Origin of the sequence: Pararhodospirillum photometricum DSM 122, assembly GCF_000284415.1 — a bacterium.
GTDB lineage: Bacteria > Pseudomonadota > Alphaproteobacteria > Rhodospirillales > Rhodospirillaceae > Pararhodospirillum > Pararhodospirillum photometricum.
On sequence record NC_017059.1, the window covers coordinates 2,226,048 to 2,246,455 of the forward strand.

General features: G+C 65.5%; 15 protein-coding genes and 3 pseudogenes. 16 read left to right on the forward strand and 2 right to left on the reverse strand.

The features are described from left to right. Positions 1 to 18: 18 nt before the first annotated feature. The 4 genes and pseudogenes from RSPPHO_RS09965 (at position 19) to RSPPHO_RS09975 (ending at position 4,738) form a co-directional block, all read left to right on the forward strand. Positions 19 to 1,612: pseudogene (locus RSPPHO_RS09965) on the forward strand (peptide chain release factor 3). A 312-nt stretch (positions 1,613 to 1,924) separates the two neighbouring features. Beyond that, positions 1,925 to 3,649: a HAMP domain-containing protein gene (locus tag RSPPHO_RS21010; RefSeq protein WP_051013811.1), complete on the forward strand. Its 1,725-nt coding sequence runs from the start codon at positions 1,925 to 1,927 to the stop codon at positions 3,647 to 3,649. Then, positions 3,630 to 3,815: a hypothetical protein gene (locus RSPPHO_RS21015; protein ID WP_242390470.1), complete on the forward strand. Its 186-nt coding sequence runs from the start codon at positions 3,630 to 3,632 to the stop codon at positions 3,813 to 3,815. The genes RSPPHO_RS21010 and RSPPHO_RS21015 overlap by 20 nt, the downstream gene beginning before the upstream one ends. Positions 3,816 to 3,958: 143 nt before the next feature. After that, positions 3,959 to 4,738 (forward strand): undecaprenyl-diphosphate phosphatase, encoded by a 780-nt coding sequence (locus RSPPHO_RS09975; RefSeq protein ID WP_041797112.1) that lies wholly within the window; start codon positions 3,959 to 3,961, stop codon positions 4,736 to 4,738. 6 nt (positions 4,739 to 4,744) lie between these two features. On the opposite strand, the gene RSPPHO_RS21020 is transcribed toward RSPPHO_RS09975, so the two are convergent. Then, complete coding sequence (locus tag RSPPHO_RS21020) at positions 4,745 to 5,341, reverse strand: Hpt domain-containing protein (RefSeq protein ID WP_014415123.1); 597 nt, start codon at positions 5,339 to 5,341, stop codon at positions 4,745 to 4,747. 214 nt (positions 5,342 to 5,555) lie between these two features. After that, positions 5,556 to 6,248 (reverse strand): annotated as a pseudogene (locus tag RSPPHO_RS21965) (response regulator); the annotation flags it as partial. A gap of 364 nt (positions 6,249 to 6,612) precedes the next feature. Here RSPPHO_RS21965 and RSPPHO_RS09990 point away from each other — a divergent pair. The 12 genes and pseudogenes from RSPPHO_RS09990 to RSPPHO_RS10040 all read left to right on the forward strand — a co-directional run bounded on the left by RSPPHO_RS09990 (position 6,613) and on the right by RSPPHO_RS10040 (position 20,349). After that, complete coding sequence (locus RSPPHO_RS09990; protein ID WP_051013812.1) at positions 6,613 to 7,761, forward strand: ABC transporter substrate-binding protein; 1,149 nt, start codon at positions 6,613 to 6,615, stop codon at positions 7,759 to 7,761. Positions 7,762 to 8,011: 250 nt separating this feature from the next. Then, positions 8,012 to 8,884 (forward strand): branched-chain amino acid ABC transporter permease, encoded by an 873-nt coding sequence (locus tag RSPPHO_RS09995; protein WP_014415125.1) that lies wholly within the window; start codon positions 8,012 to 8,014, stop codon positions 8,882 to 8,884. 161 nt (positions 8,885 to 9,045) lie between these two features. Continuing rightward, positions 9,046 to 9,270, forward strand: a pseudogene (locus RSPPHO_RS21535) (ABC transporter permease subunit); the annotation flags it as partial. A gap of 154 nt (positions 9,271 to 9,424) precedes the next feature. Then, entirely contained in the window at positions 9,425 to 9,856 is a 432-nt protein-coding gene (locus RSPPHO_RS21540) for a branched-chain amino acid ABC transporter permease (protein WP_277905199.1), read from the forward strand. Next, positions 9,853 to 10,662 carry an ABC transporter ATP-binding protein gene (locus RSPPHO_RS10005; RefSeq protein ID WP_014415128.1) on the forward strand — a complete coding sequence of 270 codons (810 nt, stop codon included), beginning with the start codon at positions 9,853 to 9,855 and terminating at the stop codon, positions 10,660 to 10,662. The genes RSPPHO_RS21540 and RSPPHO_RS10005 overlap by 4 nt, the downstream gene beginning before the upstream one ends. Further along, the gene (locus RSPPHO_RS10010; protein ID WP_014415129.1) at positions 10,646 to 11,356 is read left to right on the forward strand and encodes an ABC transporter ATP-binding protein; all 711 of its coding nucleotides are present in this window, start codon (positions 10,646 to 10,648) and stop codon (positions 11,354 to 11,356) included. The genes RSPPHO_RS10005 and RSPPHO_RS10010 overlap by 17 nt, the downstream gene beginning before the upstream one ends. Before the next feature lie 15 nt (positions 11,357 to 11,371). Then, complete coding sequence (locus tag RSPPHO_RS10015) at positions 11,372 to 11,782, forward strand: hypothetical protein (protein WP_157879175.1); 411 nt, start codon at positions 11,372 to 11,374, stop codon at positions 11,780 to 11,782. A 320-nt stretch (positions 11,783 to 12,102) separates the two neighbouring features. Continuing rightward, a complete protein-coding gene (locus RSPPHO_RS10020; protein WP_014415131.1) occupies positions 12,103 to 14,808 on the forward strand; it encodes a glycosyltransferase family 2 protein in 2,706 nt (901 codons plus the stop codon). Between the two features lie 287 nt (positions 14,809 to 15,095). Further along, on the forward strand, positions 15,096 to 16,259 hold the full coding sequence (locus RSPPHO_RS10025; RefSeq protein ID WP_014415132.1) for an ATP phosphoribosyltransferase regulatory subunit: 1,164 nt from the start codon (positions 15,096 to 15,098) through the stop codon (positions 16,257 to 16,259). A 67-nt stretch (positions 16,260 to 16,326) separates the two neighbouring features. Beyond that, positions 16,327 to 17,616, forward strand: a complete 1,290-nt coding sequence (locus tag RSPPHO_RS10030; RefSeq protein WP_014415133.1) for an adenylosuccinate synthase — start codon at positions 16,327 to 16,329, stop codon at positions 17,614 to 17,616. A gap of 131 nt (positions 17,617 to 17,747) precedes the next feature. Further along, positions 17,748 to 19,775: a protein kinase family protein gene (locus tag RSPPHO_RS10035; protein ID WP_014415134.1), complete on the forward strand. Its 2,028-nt coding sequence runs from the start codon at positions 17,748 to 17,750 to the stop codon at positions 19,773 to 19,775. A 7-nt stretch (positions 19,776 to 19,782) separates the two neighbouring features. Then, positions 19,783 to 20,349: a hypothetical protein gene (locus tag RSPPHO_RS10040; protein WP_014415135.1), complete on the forward strand. Its 567-nt coding sequence runs from the start codon at positions 19,783 to 19,785 to the stop codon at positions 20,347 to 20,349. Positions 20,350 to 20,408 lie beyond the last annotated feature (59 nt).

Consider the following 20,408-nt stretch of genomic DNA (forward strand, 5'->3'; position numbering starts at 1 on the left):
AAGTCATTGCGGACCTCCATGAACGCCATCGCCGACGAGATTTCGCGCCGCCGTACCTTCGCCATCATCTCCCACCCCGACGCGGGTAAAAACCACCCTCACCGAAAAGCTGTTGCTGTTCGGGGGGGCGATCCAGTTGGCCGGCGCGGTCAAGGCGCGGGGCGAAGCACGCCGGGCCCGATCGGACTGGATGAAGGTCGAGCAGGAGCGCGGCATTTCCGTGGCGTCCTCGGTGATGAGCTTCGACTACGCTGGCCACGCCTTCAACCTGCTCGACACCCCGGGCCACGAGGACTTCAGCGAGGACACCTATCGCACGCTGACCGCCGTGGACAGCGCGGTCATGGTGATTGACGCGGCCAAGGGCATTGAAGAGCAGACGCGCAAGCTGTTCGAGGTGTGCCGCCTGCGCGACGTGCCGATCATTACCTTCATCAACAAGCTCGACCGTGACGGCCAGGACCCCTTCACCCTTCTAGATGAGATCGAGCAGACCCTAGCCCTCGACGTGACCCCGGCCAGTTGGCCAATCGGCATGGGCCGGGATTTTCTGGGCTGCTACAACCTGCTGCAAGACCGCTTGGTGCTGATGGAAAAAGGCAGCAAGGGCGCCCTGCCGCGCGAGGGCGAGGCTTGCGACAGCCTGGACGACCCCAAACTCAGCGCTTTGCTGCCCGCCGACGCGCTGGCCGGACTGCGCGAGAGCGTCGAGATGGCCCGCGCCCTGTGTTCGCCCCTTGACATCGACGCCTATCGCGCGGGTCACCTGTCGCCAGTATTTTTTGGCTCGGCCGTGAACAACTTCGGGGTGCGCGAACTCCTGGAGGGGCTGGCCGAGATGGCGCCCTCGCCGCGCCCCCAGCCGACGGCGTCGCGATCTATCCACCCGACCGAGAGCAAGGTGTCGGGCTTCGTGTTCAAAATCCAGGCGAACATGGACCCCAAACACCGTGATCGCATTGCCTTTGTGCGGATGTGCTCGGGCCATTTCAAGCGGGGCATGAAACTGACCCACGTGCGCTCGGGCAAGCAGATGACCATGCACAATCCCACGCTGTTTCTGGCCCAGGACCGGGAACTGGCGGAAGAGGCCTTTGCCGGGGACATCATCGGCGTGCCCAACCATGGCCAACTGCGCATTGGCGACGCCTTGACCGAGGGCGAGGCCCTGCGCTTTACCGGCATCCCCAGCTTTGCCCCCGAACTGCTGCAAAAGGCCCGTCCGCTCGACCCCTTGCGGGCCAAGCACCTGGGCCGGGCCCTGCAACAACTGGCCGAGGAAGGGGCGGCCCGGGTGTTCCGGCCCTTGATCGGCACCGACTGGATCGTCGGCGTGGTGGGAGCGTTGCAGTTCGACGTTCTGGCCGATCGCATCCGCACGGAATATGACGTGCCCGTGATGTTTGAAGCCACAACACTCTACACCGCGCGTTGGGTTACTGCGGAAGATTCACAAACCCTCAAGATCTTTCTCGACGCCAACCAAGGGTCGTTGGCCGAAGATCACGATGGGGACCCGGTGTTTCTCGCACGCAATGCTTGGCATCTTGACCGGGCCAGCGAGGATTATCCCAAGATTCGCTTCCACAAGACCAAAGAATACGTCGCCTGAAGCCAAGAACTGGACTCACTTCTTGGATTTGTTGAACACCGCTTTCCGGGGATTCCCCCCCCCCGGAAAGCCCCCCTCCCCCTCTCTTTAGATATAATCCATTCTGAATCCGTGACGACTGCCGGACTGTGACTTTAGTTTTTATTGAAATGCGGTGCAATAAGAGTAGTCTGTCTAAAGACAAAACGATGACAGGCCGGAAGCGCCGGCTGATCGAAAAACCAAGCCTCCGTCATAACGATAGGCCTTGAGGTTTTTCCGTCTCCCCGGGTCCCCTTTCTCGGACCCCTACGCGGCGAGGACTCCCTCACCATGATTCTTTCCAAGGTTAGTTTTCGAGCGTTAAGCGGCTTCATGGTCGCGATTTTGGTGCTGGTCGGGGCCCTGTTCTGGGTCTTTGCCGTGGGAATCCAGAGCAAGGTCAGTAATACCGACAAATTCTGGCGAGCGTATCAGGATGCCACCGCCCCCAAAGGGGTCGCCCTGGAAAAAGCCATTGCCTCGTTGGGGTATGGCGGAATGATTGACTTTTACAAGGCCTATGTCTTGCGCAAGGAAGAGGGACTGCGCGCAGACATCCAGGCCGCGGCGGGCGCCGTCTTGGGGGCGATTCACGACTATCGAGCCGCCGGCCCCTCCCCCGAGGAAGCCCAGGCCCTGGATGAGTTGCAGGCGGTGATCCAGCAGTACCGCCGATCGACAGCCCGGATTCCGACTCTGATCGCCCAAGGGGCCGATGCCCAGTCCATCCACCAAACGCTGCCCATTGATGATGCCCCGGCCCTGGCGGCCATTGCCCGATTGCAGTCGGCGGTGCTGGGCGACAAGCACGGGGCGGCGGGCCAGCGCAGCCGCACGGAAATTCTGGCGCAGATCCGGGCCTCCCTGGGCTTCGGCGGGTTAATCCACCTGATGCGTGATTGCATCCTCAACCGTGACGACAACAAGGTCACCGACATCTTGGTGGCCATCGCCATGGGCCGCGACGGTCTGGAAGCCTACCGGACCCTCGGCGTCACCCCGCGCGAGGAAGAAGCGTTGGCCGCCATCGAAACGGTGGTCGCCCACTACGAAGAAAAAGTAAGCGGGATCTCCGGCCTGTTCGAACGCGGCGCCAGCGCCGAAGCGATCAACGACGCCATGCTGATCGACGACGCGCCGGCACTGGAGGCCTTCATCACCCTGGAGCGCTCTTTGTTTGCCCGGTTCAACGAAGAACGCGACGTGGTGTCTCACAACCTTCAAGAAGCCAAGCTCCTGTCCTATGCCATCATTGGGGTCGCGCTGCTGTCGAGCACGGTGATGATCGCCTTGGTTGTTTGGATTCAATATTATCGCATGGTGCGCCCGGTGCGGGCCATCACGGGGACCATGCGTCAGATGTCGGATGGCGATCTGGGCGTGACGGTGCCGGGTCTAGAGCGCGGGGATGAAATCGGCCACATGGCCGGCGCCTTGGAGGTCTTCCGCAACGGCTTGCTCCACGCCGAGGAGTTGAAGGAAGCCGAACGGCGCGACCAAGCGCAAAAGGCCGAGAACACCCGACGCCTAGAACAGCTATTGCGCGATTTCGACCTCACCATGATCGGGATCCTCGAAAGCCTGGGCGAGGCGGATTCCTCCATGAAAATGACCGCGGAAAACATGACCCGGGGCGCCGACGCCACTCGACACGAGGCGGGCCAGGTCTCGGCCTCCGCCGAGCATGTGACCGCCAACGTGGAAGCGGTGGCGAGTGCTGCCGAGGAACTCTCCAGTTCGATTGCCGAGATCGGGCGCCAGGTGGCCCAGGCGTCGCAGGTCGCGCGCCGCGCCGTGGGCGAAACCGAGGGCACGGCGGAAAAGCTCCACACCCTGGAGGAAGCGGCCGGACGGAGGGGGGGCGCCGTGGGCGCGCAAGGCCAGCAGCCCCGTTGTCAAGGCGTCGGCCCCCAAGGGGGAAAAACCCGCCGGTCCGGCCAAGCCGGGGCGGCTGTCCTACAAGCAGCAGCGCCAGTTGGAGCAGTTGCCGGGCGAGATGGAAAAACTCCGTGTTGAGTTGACGGCCTTGGAAAAGGCCCTGGCCGACCCGGCCCTTTATGCCCGCGATCCCAAGGGCCACCAAACCAAGGCCGATCGCCATGTCGCCGCCCAGGCCGAGTTGGCGGCCGCCGAGGATGCGTGGCTTGAGTTGGAGCTGCTGCGCGAAGAGCTGGGGCGGTAGGCGGAAAAAGAAGAAAGGCCGGGGAGGCGCGGCCTCCCCAGACCCCGCGCGAAAGGGTATGGTTCCTGGCAACGAGGGGTCTGGGGGGCTGCGCCTCTCCGGCCTTTGTCTTGTCGGAGTTCAAACCCTTGGATGCTTTTCTCATGGCAGCCCTCCTCGGTATCGTCGAGGGCCTGACCGAGTTTCTGCCCATCTCTTCCACCGGCCATCTCGTTTTGCTGGTGGACCTCCTCCACTTCCCGGCCCCACCGGGCAAGACCTTTGAAATCGTCATCCAGTTGGGGGCGATTTTGGCCGTGTGCGTGGTCTATGCCCGGCGTCTGGGCCGCGCCGCCGTGGGCCTGTGGAGTGATCGGCGCGAGCGGGCCTTCGTGCGGACCTTGTTCCTGGCCTTTCTCCCGGCTCTGTTCATCGGTGCCGTCGCCTATCCCTTTGTCAAAAAGCTGCTCGATACCCCCTTGGTGGTGGCGGTGGCCCTGCTGGTCGGGGGCGTGGCCATTTTGGCCATCGAGCGGCTGGTCCGGCGGCCCCGGGTGTTTGCCATTGAGGACTTTTCCCCCAGTCTGGCCACGCGAATCGGCTTTTTCCAGGTGATCGCCATGATTCCCGGCGTCTCGCGCTCGGGGGCGACCATCATGGGGGCCCTTCTCATGGGCGTGGAGCGCAAAACGGCGGCGGAGTTTTCGTTTTTTCTGGCCATCCCCACCATGGTCGCCGCGACGGTGTATTCGCTTTATAAAAATCGCGATGTTTTGAGTTTTGATGATCTGGGCTTGATCGCCACCGGATTTAGCTTGGCGTTTGTCACGGCCTTGGTAGTGGTCAAAGCGGCGGTTGCCTTTATCGGGCGCTATGGCTTCGCGCCGTTTGCTTGGTATCGCATCGTGCTGGGCAGCGTTATGATCGGTGTGTTGTTGCTGTAACCCGTCTTAGGGCGAGGGGGGACGGGAAGGCTGGGGAGACTCGGCCTCCCCAGACCCCTCGGTTACGTGATGCGTCTCCTGCGCCGAGGGGTCTGGCCAGCCTTCCTTCCTCCCCGGATCCAGTGACCGGCGCAGCAAAGCGGCCGCCTCGGCAAAGCGTAAGCCCTCAATCGCGCGCATGAGGCTCTCCCACACCCCCGGCGGCAGCACCGTCGCGAGGTCCGTCCGCAGGGCCTCGGCCTGGGGCAGGGCACTCAGGGACTGGGTGTCAAGGGCGTCGAGTAGGGATTCCGTCAAAGCCTGTCCCCGGGCCCGGGGATCGGTTCCGCTCTGGTCCAGCCCATGGGTTCGGATGGCCTCGATCAAGCGGGTCAGGGCAATTTCCAGGCGCAGGAAGTCGGTCTCGGTCTCGGCGGTGTGGCCGTCGCGGATCTGGGCCTCCAGCGCCGAGGCCACGGTAGCGATCTCGATGGCTGCAAGGGTCCCGGCGGCACCACGCAGGCCATGCAGCAGACGAGCCGCTTGGGCCGGATCGCCCACCGCCAGGGCCGCGCGGGCTTGGGCTGGAACCTCGGCGAAATCCTGGGCCAGATGGCGCAGCAAGGTGACGAACAGGCCCTGGTCTCCCCCCCAGGCGCAGGGCGGCTTGGAGCGCGTCGATGCCGGGCAGGGGAGGGGCGAGCGGCAACAGGCCCCGCCGTTTGGGGACGGCCCCGCTTTCTCTGCGCGCCTGGGCCGATGGGGGGACGAGGCGGCGGATCACCGCCACCATCTGGTCAATGTCGAAGGGTTTGGCGATGAAATCGTCCACCCCGGCTTCGTAGGCGGTATTTCGCTCGGTATCGAGAGCCCCGGCGGTCAGGGCGACCACGGGCACCGAGGCAATCTCGCGGGTATGGCGCAGGCGGCGCGTGGCCTCGTGGCCATCCATGACCGGCATCTGGATGTCCATCAGCACCACGTCGAAGGCGCCAGGCACGGCCGAGAGCCGGCTCAGGGCTTCGCGCCCGTTTTCCACCAAGGTGACAAGGGCGCCTTCCAGTTCCAGGACCCGCCGCGCGACCTCGCGATTGAGGGCGTTGTCCTCGGCCACCAGGACGCGGATCCCCGCCAGACGCGGTCCTTCCTCGGGGCCGGGTCCCCCAAAGGGCAGGCGCGAGGGCAGATGGCCCTGGCGTCGGGCTCGGCCTTCCAAAACGGCGTTACGCAAGGCGGAGGCCGTGACCGGCTTGGTCAGGAGGGCGTCGATCATCTCGGCGCCCGGGGCCAGCAAGACGGCTTCGCGGGTGCAGCTCGTGGTGGTAAAGATCAAAGCGGTCGAGGCCAGCCCTTTTTGCGAGCGCAAGGCGCGCGCGGTGGTGAGGGCATCGGGCGTGGTGATCCGGGCATCAATTACGATGGCGTCAAGGCCGGGCCGTGACGTTGGCCGGACCGCGAGATCGGCGAGGGCTTGGCTCCCCGAGGCTGCGGTTTCGGCCCGCCAGCCCAGGGTCAGGGCCGCGCAGGCCATGGCCTCGCGGGCATCTGGATGATCGTCGATGATCTTCACGCACAGGGCAAAGCTTCATGACCGTTTTGGGGCGGCAGGATCCCTTAGCTCAATCGCCTTGGGGCCGCAATCCTTCTGCGGCGGGGGAGGGGGGCGTCCTTGAGTACCTTTGGCCGGGAGGAGGCGAGGGCGCTTTCGCGTGTGCACCAAAAAACCCGGCGCCGTCTCGGGGTATTGTTATGCGCCTAGGGCATCCCTATCATGCGACGTCCCTGGGGCGGGGCGGCTGCCGGGGTCCGGGGCGGCTTCCTTCGGGGCTTGGAGCCAACAAGGAAAAAACCGCATCGAGAGACCCGCGCGGGCCTTGGTGCGAGGGGAGGACAGCATGCGTCTGCGACACGCGCCCCTTTTGTGCTGCCTGGCGGCGGCGGCGGTTTTCGGGGGGCAGGCCCCGGCTTGGGCCGACATCAAGATTGGGGCGACCTTATCCGTGACCGGCCCGGGCTCGTTCCTGGGCGACCCCGAGGCCCGGACCTTGGAGATGCTGGTCGCCGAGACCAACGCCAACGGCGGCATCAAGGGCGAAAAGGTTGTTCTGGTTCACTACGACGACGCGAGCGACCCCGACAAGGCCCGCACCAATGCCACGCGCTTGATTGAGGACGATCAGGTGGTGGCGGTGATCGGCGGTTCGACCACGGGAACCACCATGGCGGTGGTGCCGTTGTTTGAGCAGGCCGAGATTCCTTTTATCTCGCTGGCCGGCGCCGTGGTGATCATTGATCCGGTCAAGAAGTGGGTGTTCAAGACGCCCCACACCGACCGCATGGCCTGCGAAAAGGTCTTTACCGACATGAAGGCCCGGGGCTTCACCAAGATCGCCATGATCTCGGGCACCGATGGCTTTGGCAAGTCGATGCAAGAGCAGTGCCTCGCGGTGGTCGGCAGGTTTGGCATCGAGATTGCGGCCAACGAGACCTATGGCCCCAAAGACGCCGACATGACGCCGCAGTTGACCAACATCAAGAACACGGCCGGGATTCAGGCGGTGTTGAACCCGGGCTTTGGCCAGGGCCCGGCCATCGTGACGCGGAACTACCGTCAGGTCGGGATTGAGGTGCCGCTGTATCAGTCGCACGGCGTGGCCTCCAAGTCGTTTATCGAACTGGCTGGCCCGGCGGCCGAGGGCGTGCGCCTGCCGGCCGCCGCGCTGCTGGTGGCCGAGAAGCTGCCCGAGGCGGACCCGCAAAAGCCGGTGGTTCTGGGCTACAAGACCGCCTACGAAAAGGCCACGGGCCAGCCGGTTTCGACCTTCGGCGGCCATGCCTACGACGCCTACAAGATGCTGGTCGCCGCCCTGGAGCGGGCCGGCAGCACCGAGCCGGCGGCGCTGCGCGACGAGATTGAAAAAACCCGCGACTTCATCGGCACCGCCGGGCGCGTCACCTTGTCGCCGACCGACCACATGGGTCTGGATGAAACCGCCTTCCGGTTGCTTGAGATTAAGGGCGGTGATTGGGTGTTGGTTCCCTGAACCGGGGAACGCGGGGCTGTCGCCCCGGCCCCCCCCTGGGGCGAGAGCCTCCAGACCTCCGCTTTCTTTTATTTATTGCCCCTCCACCCTCCCCTCCTCTTGAAAAGCGCGCTTTTCAAGAGGAGGGGAGGGTGGAGGGGCATGGACAGAAGAAAAAGGGGGTCTGGGGCATCGCCCCAGGCGGGGCACGGGGCGGCAGCCCCGCGTCACCTTGGATCAAGGGAGACCCCTCCTGTAAAGGGCACGATGAATGGCCGAATTTTTGCAGTTTCTCTTTTCGGGGCTCACGGTTGGGGCGGTTTATGCCTTGGTGGCTCTGGGGTTTACCTTGATTCATAACGCCTCTGGGGTTGTTAATTTTGCCCAGGGTGAATTTGTGATGCTGGGCGGTATGATCACCGTGTTTGCCGCTCAAGCCGGCTTGCCCCTGGCGGCGGCGGCGGGGGTGGCGGTGGGGGCGACGGCTCTGTTGGGGGTGCTGCTCTACCGCTTGGCCATCGAGCCGGCGCGAGGGGCCTCGGTGGTGTCGATCATCATCATCACCATGGGCGCCTCGATTTTCCTGCGCGGCACGGCCCAGGCGGTGTTTGACAAGCAAATCCACCGCTTTCCCGCCTTTACCGGCGAGGATCCGCTGTTGATCGGCGGGGCGGCGCTGCTGCCGCAAAGCCTGTGGGTGCTTGGGGGGGCGGCGGTGATCTTCGCGGTGCTGCACGCCTTTTTGACCCGGACTTTGCCGGGCAAGGCGGTGCTGGCCACGGCGAGCAACCGCTTGGCCGCCCAGTTGGTGGGGATCAACACCAGCGCGACCTTGCTGTTGAGCTTTGGCCTGTCGGCGGCGATTGGCGCGCTGGCCGGGGTGCTGATCACCCCGATCACCATGACCACCGCCGACATGGGGGTGAGTGTGGCGCTCAAGGGCTTTGCCGCCGCCATGTTGGGCGGCATGGGCATTCCGGTGGGGGCGATCGTCGGCGGCTTGAGCTTGGGGCTGATCGAGGCCTTTGCCGCCGGCTATGTCAGTTCGGCCTACAAGGACGCCACCGCCTTTCTGGTGATCTTGGTGGTCCTGTTCCTGATGCCGCGCGGCCTGTTTGGCCCCAAGACCGTGGAGCGCGTGTAATGCGGGCCTGGTTTGATGCTCTGTCGCCCCAGGTCCGCATCCTGGGTATTTTGCTGCTGTTGATGGCCGTGGCGCCGCTGTTTTTTCCCTCGGCCTATTATTACCGCATTGCCACCCAAGTCTTTCTCAACGGCCTGACCGTAACCGGCTTGGTGGTGCTGATGGGCTACGCCGGGCAGGTGAGCCTGGGCCATGCCGGATTCTTTGGCCTGGGCGCTTACGCCTGCGCGGTGGGCAGTGCCAGCTTGGGGATTGGGCCGCTGGGCGGGATCGTTCTCGGGGCTGGGGTGTCGGGGACGCTGGCTCTGGTGGTCGGTCGGCCGATCCTGCGGCTCAAGGGGCACTATCTGGCGGTGGCGACCTTGGGGCTTGGCATTCTGATCGGCATGGTCCTGACCAACGAGGGCTGGCTGACCGGGGGGCCCGATGGCATGACCGCCCCCACCTTGCCCTTGCGGGCGTGGTTCAAGGCCTGGGGCCTGCCCCTGACCCCGGCTCAGGGCTGGTACATTTTTGGCCGCAGCCGTGTTGCTGCTGGGAGTGTGGGGGGCGCTGAACCTGCGCGAGAGCGCTACCGGGCGCGCCTTGCGAGCCTTGCACGACAGCGAGGTGGCGGCCCGGGTGATGGGGATCGATGTGGCGCGCGCCAAGGGCCGGGCCTTTGCCTTGTCGGCCGTGTATGCCTCGGTGGCCGGCTCGCTCACCGCCTTGTTCAACGGCTTCGTCAACCCGGGCATGGCGGGCTTTATGCACTCCATTGAACTGGTGACCATGACCGTTCTCGGTGGGGCGGGCAGCGTGGTCGGCGGCGTGGTCGGGGCGGCCCTGCTCACCATCTTGCCCCAGACTCTCAGCGTGTTTCGCGATTACGAAATGACGGTGCTCGGCCTCGTCATGATGCTGGTCATGATCTTTTTGCGCCAGGGATTGGTGCCGGGGCTGGTAGCCCGCTTCGGGAGGATCCCGCGATGAGCTTGTTGCAGGTTGACGGCCTGTCCATTCACTTTGGCGGCATCGCGGCGGTCAATGCGGTGTCGTTTGCCGTCGAGGCGGGCGAGATCGTTTCCATCATCGGCCCCAATGGTGCCGGCAAGACCACCTTGTTCAACATGGTCTCCGGCTTGTATCGCCCCTCGGCCGGGCGGGTGCTGCTCGACGGCCAGGAGGTGACCGGGGCACCGCCCGAGGCCCTGGCGCGGCGCGGCTTGTCGCGGACCTTTCAAAACCTGCAAGTCTTCCAGCAGATGACCGTCTTGGAAAACGTCATGACCGGCTGCCATCTGGCCGAGGGCGGCGGTACCTTGGGCGGCTGGCTGGCCGACTTGTTGCACCTGCCGGCCTCGCGCGCCGTGACGCGGGCCTCGCGCGAGCGCTCGCTGGCTTTGTTGGAGCGGGTCGGGCTGGCCGATCTGGCCGGGCGGGATGCCGGGGCGCTGTCGTATGGCCAGCTCAAGCGCCTGGAGATCGCCCGCGCCTTGGCCACCACCCCGCGCCTCCTGCTGCTCGACGAACCGGCCGCGGGCTGCAATGCGGTGGAGACCCAAGAGATCGACGACCTGATCTTGGCGCTGGCCGGCGAGGGCTTGGCCATCTTGCTGGTGGAGCACGACATGAAAATGGTCATGCGGCTGTCCAACCATATCGTGGTGCTTGATCGCGGCACTCGCATCGCCGAGGGGCCGCCCGAGACCATCATCAACCATCCCGAGGTGATCGCCGCCTACCTGGGCGGTCACGGCCGCATCGAACGGGAGGCTCGCTATGGCGCCTCTGCTTGAAACCCGGGCCCTGCGCTCGGCCTATGGCCGCATCGAGGTCCTGCACGGCATCGACCTGCACGTGACCGAGGGCGAGATCGTCGCCCTGGTCGGGGCCAACGGTGCCGGTAAGACTACCTTGATGCGCTGTCTCTCCGGCGTGCAGCCCGTCACCGGCGGCGAGGTCGTGTTTCGCGGCCAGTCCCTGAGCCGGGTTCCCGGACACCGCCGGGCCGGGCTGGGACTGTCGCAGTCGCCCGAGGGGCGGCAGATCTTCGGCGAACTCAGTGTGGACGACAACCTGCGCCTCGGTGCTTGGTCCACCGATCGCCGCCGTATGAGTCAGGGCATGGAGGAAGCGTTCGCGCTCTTTCCCATGCTTCGGGAAAAACGCGCCCTGCCGGCCGGCAGTCTCTCGGGGGGACAGCAACAGATGCTGGCCATCGCCCGCGCCCTGATGGCCGAGCCGGTCTGCCTGCTGCTCGATGAACCGACCATGGGCCTCGCCCCCGCCTTGATCGACGAGATCTTCGACGTCATCACCCGCTTGCGCGACCGCGGCATGACCGTTTTGCTGGTCGAACAAAACGCCTTCGGCGCCTTGTCCATCGCCGACCGCGCCTACGTTCTCGAAAGCGGCCACGTCACCCTGGCCGGCCCCGCCGCCGACCTCATCCAAGACGACCGCATGCGCGCCGCCTACCTCGGGCTTTGAGAGGGGAGGGGCGGGGTGCTGCGCCGTCGGGGAACGCGGGGCTGTCGCCCCGGACCCCACCTGGGGCGATGCCCCAGCCCCCCGGTGCCGGTGCGCCCCGCCGACAAGGCGTTGAGCGCCGAATGTGTCTGGACGGGGGAACGGGTCATTTCCTTGCTCGCGCGCGATGACGCCGACATGGCCGAGCGATTCGTCGCCTTCTACGATCGCTTTGGCTGCCCCATGTACCGCTTGGGCGAGGCCTTCTCCTGCGTGGCGCGCTCGCCGGTGGCTCAAACCACCGCTCGTGCGACCGAGGGGGCCTCGTTGGCGGAGGTCGCCAGCGCGTGCTGGGTTGATCCCGCCCAGGAATTCACCCCGCCCGCCGCCGAGCCCCCGGCCGCAGGGGAGACGCCGACCCCCGTCACCCCCATGCAGCAGCAGTAACTCGCTGGTTCGCGCGACCAAACCGGCCGCACTCGGTCGCGAGAACCAGTCGGGAAGGGATAAGGAGTCGCTCCAGGGGGGCGACTTCCTTTCTTCCCCGGGAGGCCCTCCCGGGGGAGGGTTCCCAAGGGTCCGCTGGAAGGGTCGAGAGCGTCGTGCGCCTCCTCTTGCAGGGCAGACCGTTTCCCCCGTCTTTTCCAAAAAAGCTCGCCCTCGCCGTTGGGGCTCGCGCATTAGCGATCCTTCAAGAGGGCCTGAGGTAAGAACAAAGATGAATCGGACGTCGGCGGGACCGACGTCGTTGGGGAGCCGAAACGGCCATGAATCGTTTTTTCATCCCGACCGTGAAGGTCGTTGTCGCGGTCATGCTGGCGTCCGCGATCCACGCGGCCGGCTGGCTGGCCGTGCGCCAAGTGGTTACGCCGGCCGATGTGGTCGGCCTTTTGCGCTCGGTGTCCTATACGCCGTACCGCAACGACCCCAAGACCGAGTTGAACGATCCTAGCACTGTTGACCGCATGAAGGTGGACCTCGCCTTGCTGGCCAGCGTGTCGCGCCAGATCCGCACGTATTCGGCACTTGGGGTTGCCGAGGCGTTGTTGCCGCAGGTAGCGGCCGACGAGGGCCTCCAGGTGACGGTGGGCGCCTGGGTCTCGGCCCAGGACGACCTCAATGTCCGGGAAATGGACGCGGCCGTCGAGGCGGTGCGCTCCAGCCACTCGGTCAAGGCGGTGATCGTTGGCAACGAAACCATCTTGCGCAAAGAATTCACCGTTGATGAGTTGATCGGCCACATCCGCGACATGAAACGCCGGACCCGGGGGCAGGTCGATATCTCGACGGGTGAAACCTGGGATATCTGGCTGGCCCACCCGGAACTGGCAAGCAACGTTGATTTCATTGCCGCCCACATCCTGCCCTACTGGGAAGGGATCCCGGCCAGCTATGCTGTAGAGTATGCGTTCAAGCGCTACGATGAACTGCGCAAGGCGTTTCCGGGCAAGCGAGTGGTGATTGCCGAGTTCGGCTGGCCGTCGCGCGGTTACAACGACCGCGCCGCCGAGCCTGATCCCGTGACCCAGGCCAAGGTACTGCGCGACTTCATCAACGAGGCCGAACGCCTGGGCGTCGCCTATAATATCGTCGAGGCTTTTGACCAGCCCTGGAAGACCAACGAGGGCTCGGTCGGTCCCTACTGGGGCCTATTCAAGGCCGACCGCTCTCCCAAGTTCCCGCTCCAGGGCTTGGTTGAGGAGAACTACCGTCCGGCGGCCATCGCCGCCCTGATCGCCGGCGCCTTGTTGTCGCTTTTGGGGCTGCGCCGAGGCCGGGCGCGGTTTCGTGAGGCCTTCACCTTCGCCTTGGTGGCCAACGCCATGGGGGTGGCCGCCGGCCTCGCCTTGGTCTTCCCGCTCGATACCTACCTCAATGTGGGGGCGGCGTTTGGCTGGGCCACCGGTCTGATCCTCATGCTGATCCTGGCCGTGGTGGTCTTGACCAAGGTCGCCGAGATGGGCGAGGTCGCCCTGGGGCACCGGCCCATGCGGTTGCTCAACCCGCTCTCTACGGGCGGTGTGGGCGGCGAGGCCGGGCTCCACGGGCGACGGGCGCGGGCCTTGAAGACCGACGAAAATGGTCTGGTGGTCGATGATATTCCCGCCGCCCTGGCCGCCCACACCTTCCSYAAGGTGTCCATTCACATTCCGGCCTACCGCGAGGAGCCGGATATGCTGATCAAGACCCTGGAGAGCGTTGCCGCCTTGGACTACCCCAACTTTGAGGCGCTGGTGATCATCAACAACACGCCCGAACCCTATTATTGGGAGAGCGTGAAGGCGCGCTGCGAAGAGTTGGGGCCGCACTTCAAGTTTGTGTTTATTCCCAAGGTTGCGGGGTTCAAGGCCGGGGCGCTCAATGCCGCGCTGCCCTCCATGGCCGAGGACGCCGAGGTTATTGGCCTGATCGACGCCGACTACATGGTGCACCCGGACTGGCTCAAGGACCTGATCCCCACCTTTGCCGATCCCAAGGTGGCTATTGTGCAGGCGCCGCAAGACCATCGCGACGGCGACGAGAACGCCTTTAAGGCCTTCCTCAACGACGAATATGCCGGCTTTTTCGATATCGGCATGGTCCAACGCAACGAGGACAATGCCATCATCACCCATGGCACCATGCTGCTGATCCGGCGCTCGGCGTTCGAGGCGGTGGGGTCGTGGGCCACTGATACCATCGTCGAGGACACCGAGCTCGGCCTGCGTCTGCTGGAGGCCGGCTACCTCGCCCATTACACCAACCGCCGCTATGGCTGGGGCGTGCTGCCCGACGATTACAAGGCCTACAAAACCCAGCGCAACCGCTGGGCCTATGGCGCGGTGCAGATCATCCGCAAGCACTGGCGCTACATGCTGCCCGGTGTCCCTGGCCTGACCCCGGCCCAGAAGATGCGCTTTGTCACCGGCTGGGCCGTCTGGTTGTCGGATGCCTTGGGCGTGGCGGTGGCGATTTTCAGCCTGCTGTGGGTGCCGGTGATTTTGTTCATTGGCGCACACCTGCCGATCACCGCCCTGATGGCTCCGGCCATCGCTGCCGTGGTGGTGCACGTGGCCCACGCCGTGCTGCTCTATCGCCTGCGGGTCAAGATCTCGCCGGTGCGCTCCATGCGCGCCGCCGTCGCCGCGATGAGCTTGCAGTTCACGGTGGCCAGCGCGGTGTTCAAGGCGTTGATCGGCGATAACCTGCCGTTCCAGCGCACCGACAAGGGCGGCGCGGCCAAGCATAAGGCTAAAGCCAAGGCCCGGTCCATCAACCGGGCCGAGACGGCTCTGGGCGTGGCCTTGGTGATCTCGGCGGCGATCTTGTGGTTCACCAACTTCAATCAGGTGGACGAGGTGTTCGTGTATGCCATCGCCCTGGCGGTGATGAGCATGCCCTATCTGGCCGCCCCCTTCATGGGCCTGCTGGAGAACTACGCCCGCAAGAAAACCGAGGCGCAACAGGCTGACCCTGTCAACGAGGCCGGTTGAGCGCTTCGTTGACCGTGCCCGGGCATGTGAGGGAAGGCTGGGGAGGCTTGCCTCCCCAGACCCCTCCGTTCCTGGGGTTTCTCCCAAGGCGAAGGGCCAGCGGGAATGTGGGGTCTGGGGAGGCAAGCCTCCCCAGCCTTCCCTTTTATCTTTCCCGGGCAGACGCCCCTGTCCCCCGATCGCCCTTGTCCGTGCCGGGTTTGCTTGCACCCGGGGTCGGATCCGCGCTAAGGAATAGAGAAGCCAACGGCTTCTCCGATTGATCCCTCCTCCCATCACAGCGCGCCATGACCGTTCTTCCCCTGCCTGCCGCCCATGCGCTGCTGCCCAACGGCCTGCGCGATCTTCTCCCGCCCGATGCCCAGGACGAGGCCCAAACCGCCCAGCGGCTGGTCGCCACCTTCCTGGCCAACGGCTATCAGCGGGTCAAACCGCCGCTGATCGAGTTCGAGGAAAGCCTGCTCTCGGGAGCCGGGCGGACCGCTGCCGCCCAAACCTTCCGCGTGATGGATCCCATCACCCAGCGGATGATGGGCTTGCGCTCGGACATGACCACCCAGGTGGCCCGCATCGCCGGGACCCGTCTGGCGGGCGCGCCCCGGCCCTTGCGGCTGGCTTATGTCGGGCAGGTGCTGCGCGTGCGCGGTTCGCAACTGCGGCCCGAGCGCCAGTTCACCCAGGCCGGCTTCGAGCTGATTGGCGCTGCCGACGAGGCGGCGGTGGCCGAGGTGTTGTTGCTGGCGGTCGAGGCCCTGGACCAAGCCGAGGTCACGTCGGTTGCCATTGATCTGATCTGCCCGCCGCTGGTCCCCGCCCTGACCCGGGCCCTAGGACTGTCGGACGCTGAGGCCGCCGAGGTGCGCGACCTGTTGGAGCAGAAGGATCTGGTGGCCGTGAGCCAGACGGTGGGAGCCGAGAAGGCTCGCCTTTTGGTCGATTTGGCGGCCTGTGTCGGGCCGGCCGAGCGCAGCCTCGCGCCCCTGGCCGCCCTGGCCCTGCCGCCCGAAGCGGCGGCCTTGCGCGATTCTCTGGTGCGCCTCGTTCGTCAGGTGCAAGAGGCGTTGCCGACTCATGACCTGACCTTGGATCCCCTGGAGCATCACGGCTTCGAGTATCAAACGGGCAGCGCCTTTGCGTTGTTTGCCCGGGGCGCCCGGGGAGAACTGGGCCGGGGCGGAGCGTACCACAGTGTTTTGGCCGATCGGGACGAAGCCTGCTGCGGCGCCACTTTGTATTTGGACGCGGTGCTGGATGTGGCCCGCCGTGCGCCGGTCCCGCCGCGAGTGCTGGTGGAGAACGACCTGCCACGAGAGGCGCGCCGCGCCTTGCAGGCCGAGGGCTTTGTGACCGTGCCGACCCTGGCGGGTCCGGCCAGCCCCGAGGAGGCCCGGCGCCTCCACTGCACGCATTTTCTGGGGCCCGATGGCCGGCCGGTGCCGCTCGCGCCCTGATCGCGACGACAGACGGAACAGGGGAGGCCCGCACGGCTCCCCCCTTTGAAAGACAGGATCGCAAGCAATGACGAACGTGGCCGTGGTCGGCTCCCAGTGGGGGGACGAGGGCAAGGGCAAGGTGGTGGACTGGCTGTCCGAGCGCGCCGACATGGTGGTGCGCTTTCAGGGCGGTCACAACGCCGGGCACACCCTGGTCGTGGACGGCATGACCTATAAACTGAGCCTGCTGCCGTCCGGTGTGGTGCGCGGTAAACCGTCCATCATTGGCAACGGGGTGGTGATCGATCCCTGGGCCTTGTTTGCCGAGATCGAACGCCTGAGCGCCCAGGGGGTGAGCATCACGCCCGAAGTCTTGCGGGTGGCCGAGAATGCTGTGCTGATCCTGCCGCTGCATGGCAACTTGGATCGCGCGCGCGAGGCGGCGGCCGGTGAGGCGCGCATTGGCACCACCGGGCGGGGCATCGGTCCGGCTTACGAGGACAAGGTGGCGCGCCGGGCGATTCGAGTCTGCGATCTGGCCGATGCCGATGTGCTGCGCTTTAAGGTGGACCGGTTGCTGACCCATCACAATGCCTTGCTGCGGGGGTTAGGCGAGCCGGAACTGGAACCGGAAAGCCTGATGGCGGCGCTGTTGGAGATCGCGCCCCGTCTGCTGCCCTTTGCCGGGCCGGTGTGGCGTGACCTGGAGGCGGCGCGGCGCGCCGGGCGCAAGATTCTGTTCGAGGGGGCTCAAGGCGCGCTTTTGGACGTCGATCACGGCACCTACCCCTACGTGACCTCCTCCAATACCGTGGCGCCCAACGCGGCTACCGGCTGCGGCGTCGGTCCCGGGGCGGTCGGCTATGTGCTGGGCATCACCAAGGCCTACACCACCCGGGTGGGGGCCGGTCCCTTCCCGACCGAACTGACCGATGAGGTGGGCCGCCTGCTGGGCGAGCGGGGCCACGAGTTCGGGACCGTCACCGGACGGCCGCGGCGCTGCGGCTGGTTCGATGCGGTGCTGGTGCGCCAGTCCATTCAGGTGGGCGGCATTCGCGGCATCGCCCTGACCAAGCTCGATGTGCTCGACGGCCTGGAGACGCTCAAGGTGTGCGTGGGCTATACCCTGAACGGTGTGCTGCTCGACTACCTGCCGGCCTCGATGAAGGCCCAGGCGGCGGTGACGCCGGTATACGAGTCGTTGCCCGGCTGGCAGGAGAGCACCCGAGGCGCGCGCTCGTGGGCCGATCTGCCGGCGGCGGCCGTCAAGTATATCCGGCGCCTGGAGGAGTTGATCGGGGCGCCGGTGGCCTTGCTGTCCACCAGTCCCGAACGCGAGGATACCATTCTCGTCCAAGATCCGTTCCTGGCCTGAGGCCTTGGGGTCTGTAAAGCCAAAGTCGCGCGGGGGGAGCTGGGGAGACTGGACAGGTCTTCCCTTGAGGGCCTCCCCTCCGCTACTGTAGGGGCCGCGGCGTCCACGCGCGCAACACCCCGGGAGAGACCATGGCGCAGGAACCCAAGGCGACAAACAATGTAAAATCCGGGCCCGTCGTGTTGCGCGAGCGCTTCGAGATTGATCCCTCGAAGCCGCTGGCCGCTCTCGACATGCCCAATGCCCGGGCCTTTGCCTGTAGCGATCGGCGCAACCCCCAACGTCCCGTGTATGCCCTGATCGTTGACGGTCCCTTGCCGCCGCGTGTGGGCGTGATGCGGACCTTGCGTGGCGTCTCGGCGACCGGCCTGCTGCCGCTGATGGAGTGGGGGGTGGTGGACTGGCCCGCCCTCGATGGCCGCGTGATGGCCGTGGTCTACGAACGGCCCATGGGCGGGCGGGTCATGCGCGACATGGGCGAGGTGTTCCAGCCTGTCCCCGACCAGCACTTCATCAAGCTGGTGCTCAAGCCCCTGGTGGCCGCCTTGGGCGAACTGCGCTTGCATTCGGTGGTGCACCGGGCCATCCGCCCGACTAACCTGTATTGGATGGACCGCGAGCAGACCCGCATTGCCCTGGGCGACTGCGCCACCTCGCCCCCGGGCTATGACCAGCCGATGATCTGCGAAACCATCGAGGGGGGCATGGCCAACCCCGAGGGGCGCGGGGCCGGCTACTATCCCGCCGACATGTATGCCCTGGGCGCCACGTTGGTGACCTTGTCGGTGGGCCACAACACGCGCTCGGACCTCACCGACGACGAAATCCTCACCAGCAAGATCAGCAACGGCTCCTATGCCTCGGTGGTGGGCGAGGAGCGCGTGCCGCTGGCCGTCATCGAACTGGCCCGAGGCCTGCTGGTGGACGATCCGGCGCAGCGCTGGACCCTGGACGCCATCGACTTGTGGCTCAACGGCCGGCGAACCATGCCCTTGCAGACCAAGCAGGACAAGCGTTCGCAGCGGCCGTTTTCCTTTCGCGGGGATGAGTATTTCACCTGTCGCTCCCTGGCCCACGCGCTGGCGCGCGACTGGGAAGCGGGCGCGGTTCCCATCATGGAGAACAAGGTCGAGACGTGGTTGCGCCGTGGTCTGGAAATGACCGAGCTTGCCGATTCGGTGTCCAACATCGTGCGTGCCTCCAATGCCACGGCCAAGGAAGCGGGGCCGATTCGTGATCTGGCCATGGCGGCGGTGCTGACCTTGATGGACCCGGTCGCGCCGGTGCGCTGCAACAAGATACGCATGCACATGGAGGCTCTGGGAACCGCTTTGGCCTGTACCTTGGCCCTGCGGGGCGATGTGCGGCCTTATGTCGATATGATCATGCGCGACTTTGCCAAGACCTGGGTCGCGGCACAAGACGACTTCCAACTCGACTACACCCGGTTCGACGGCGAGTTTCGCGACCTGCGCAGTTATTTGGTGCAGACCTCCAAGGGCGGCGGGGTTGAGCGCTGTTTGTATGAACTCAACGAGGCCCTGGCCTGCCGCAGCGCCTTGCTGCTTGACCAGTGTGTGGTCGAGATCAAAGATCTGCTACCGGCCCTGGAGCGGGCTGCGGTCAAGGCCGACCGCAAGCAATGGCCGGCCGACCGTCACATCACCGCCTATATTGCCGCGCGCTATCCCCGCGACACCATGGCGCAGATTCATTCCTATAACGATCCCGATCCCCGCAAGGCCGCCCTGGGGGGCCTCAGTCTGCTGGCGGTTTTGCAGTGGAAGCTGGGCCCGGAATCCTTGCCGAGCCTCACCGAGTGGATTGCCGGCCTGATGGCGCCGGTCCTTGAGGGCTACCATAGCCGCGAGCGCCGCAAGCGGCTGGAAAAGGAGATGCCCAAGGTGGTGCGCAAGGGCAGCCTTGTGGAGTTGTATCACCTTCTCGACAACCCCGAGGAGCGCCAAGCCGACTTCGATGGGTTTGCCGTGGCCCGGCGCCAATATGCCCAGGCGGCGCAACAGGTGGCGGCCCTGGAGAGTGGCAATTATCGGGTGAGCGAAAAGTCCGAAAAGCTGGGGCAGCAAACCGCCGCCACCGTTTCGGTGGCCATCGCCGCCTTGAGCATCATCATCGTTACCATCATCTCTTTGGTGTAGGTCGATCATGAACGAGACGGCGCAACCGGAAGACAAGGGCTTCGGTCTGGGTGGCAAACTGGGGGTCCTTGTGGCCCTCGCGCCCCTCGTCCTGATTTCCATCCCGACCGTGGTGCTGTTGGCGGTGGCCATGCTGCCCACCGGGGTGGCGTGGATTGTCGATCGCTCCATTGCCCGCTTGAGTTGGCTGGCGGTGGGCGGCGTCAATCTGGCCGGCACGGTTCCCTTTATTGCCGAGCTGTGGACCACGGGACACACCATTCCCCGTGCCCTGGAGATCATCACCGATGTCTTTGCCATCATGGTGATTTATGGGGCGGCGGGGATTGGCTGGCTGCTGTATTCGTCCATTCCCCAGCTTCTTGGCACCTTCATGGCCCTCACGGCCAACCGCCGGATCGAGGCGCTGAAGGCCCAGCAGGTCAAGCTGATTGAGGACTGGGGCCCGGAGGTCAAGGAGGGCGCCGACCACGCGGTGGCCGAGTTCATGCGCCGTGGCCGGGTGAGTGACTTCGGCCCGCCCGGCGAAGGGGAAACTTCTGGCGCTGTCAAACCGCCGTCGCCCAAAAAATAAAGGAACCGAGGGGTCTGGGGAGGCCGCGCCTCCCCGGCCTTAATCTTCGGGAAAGGCAA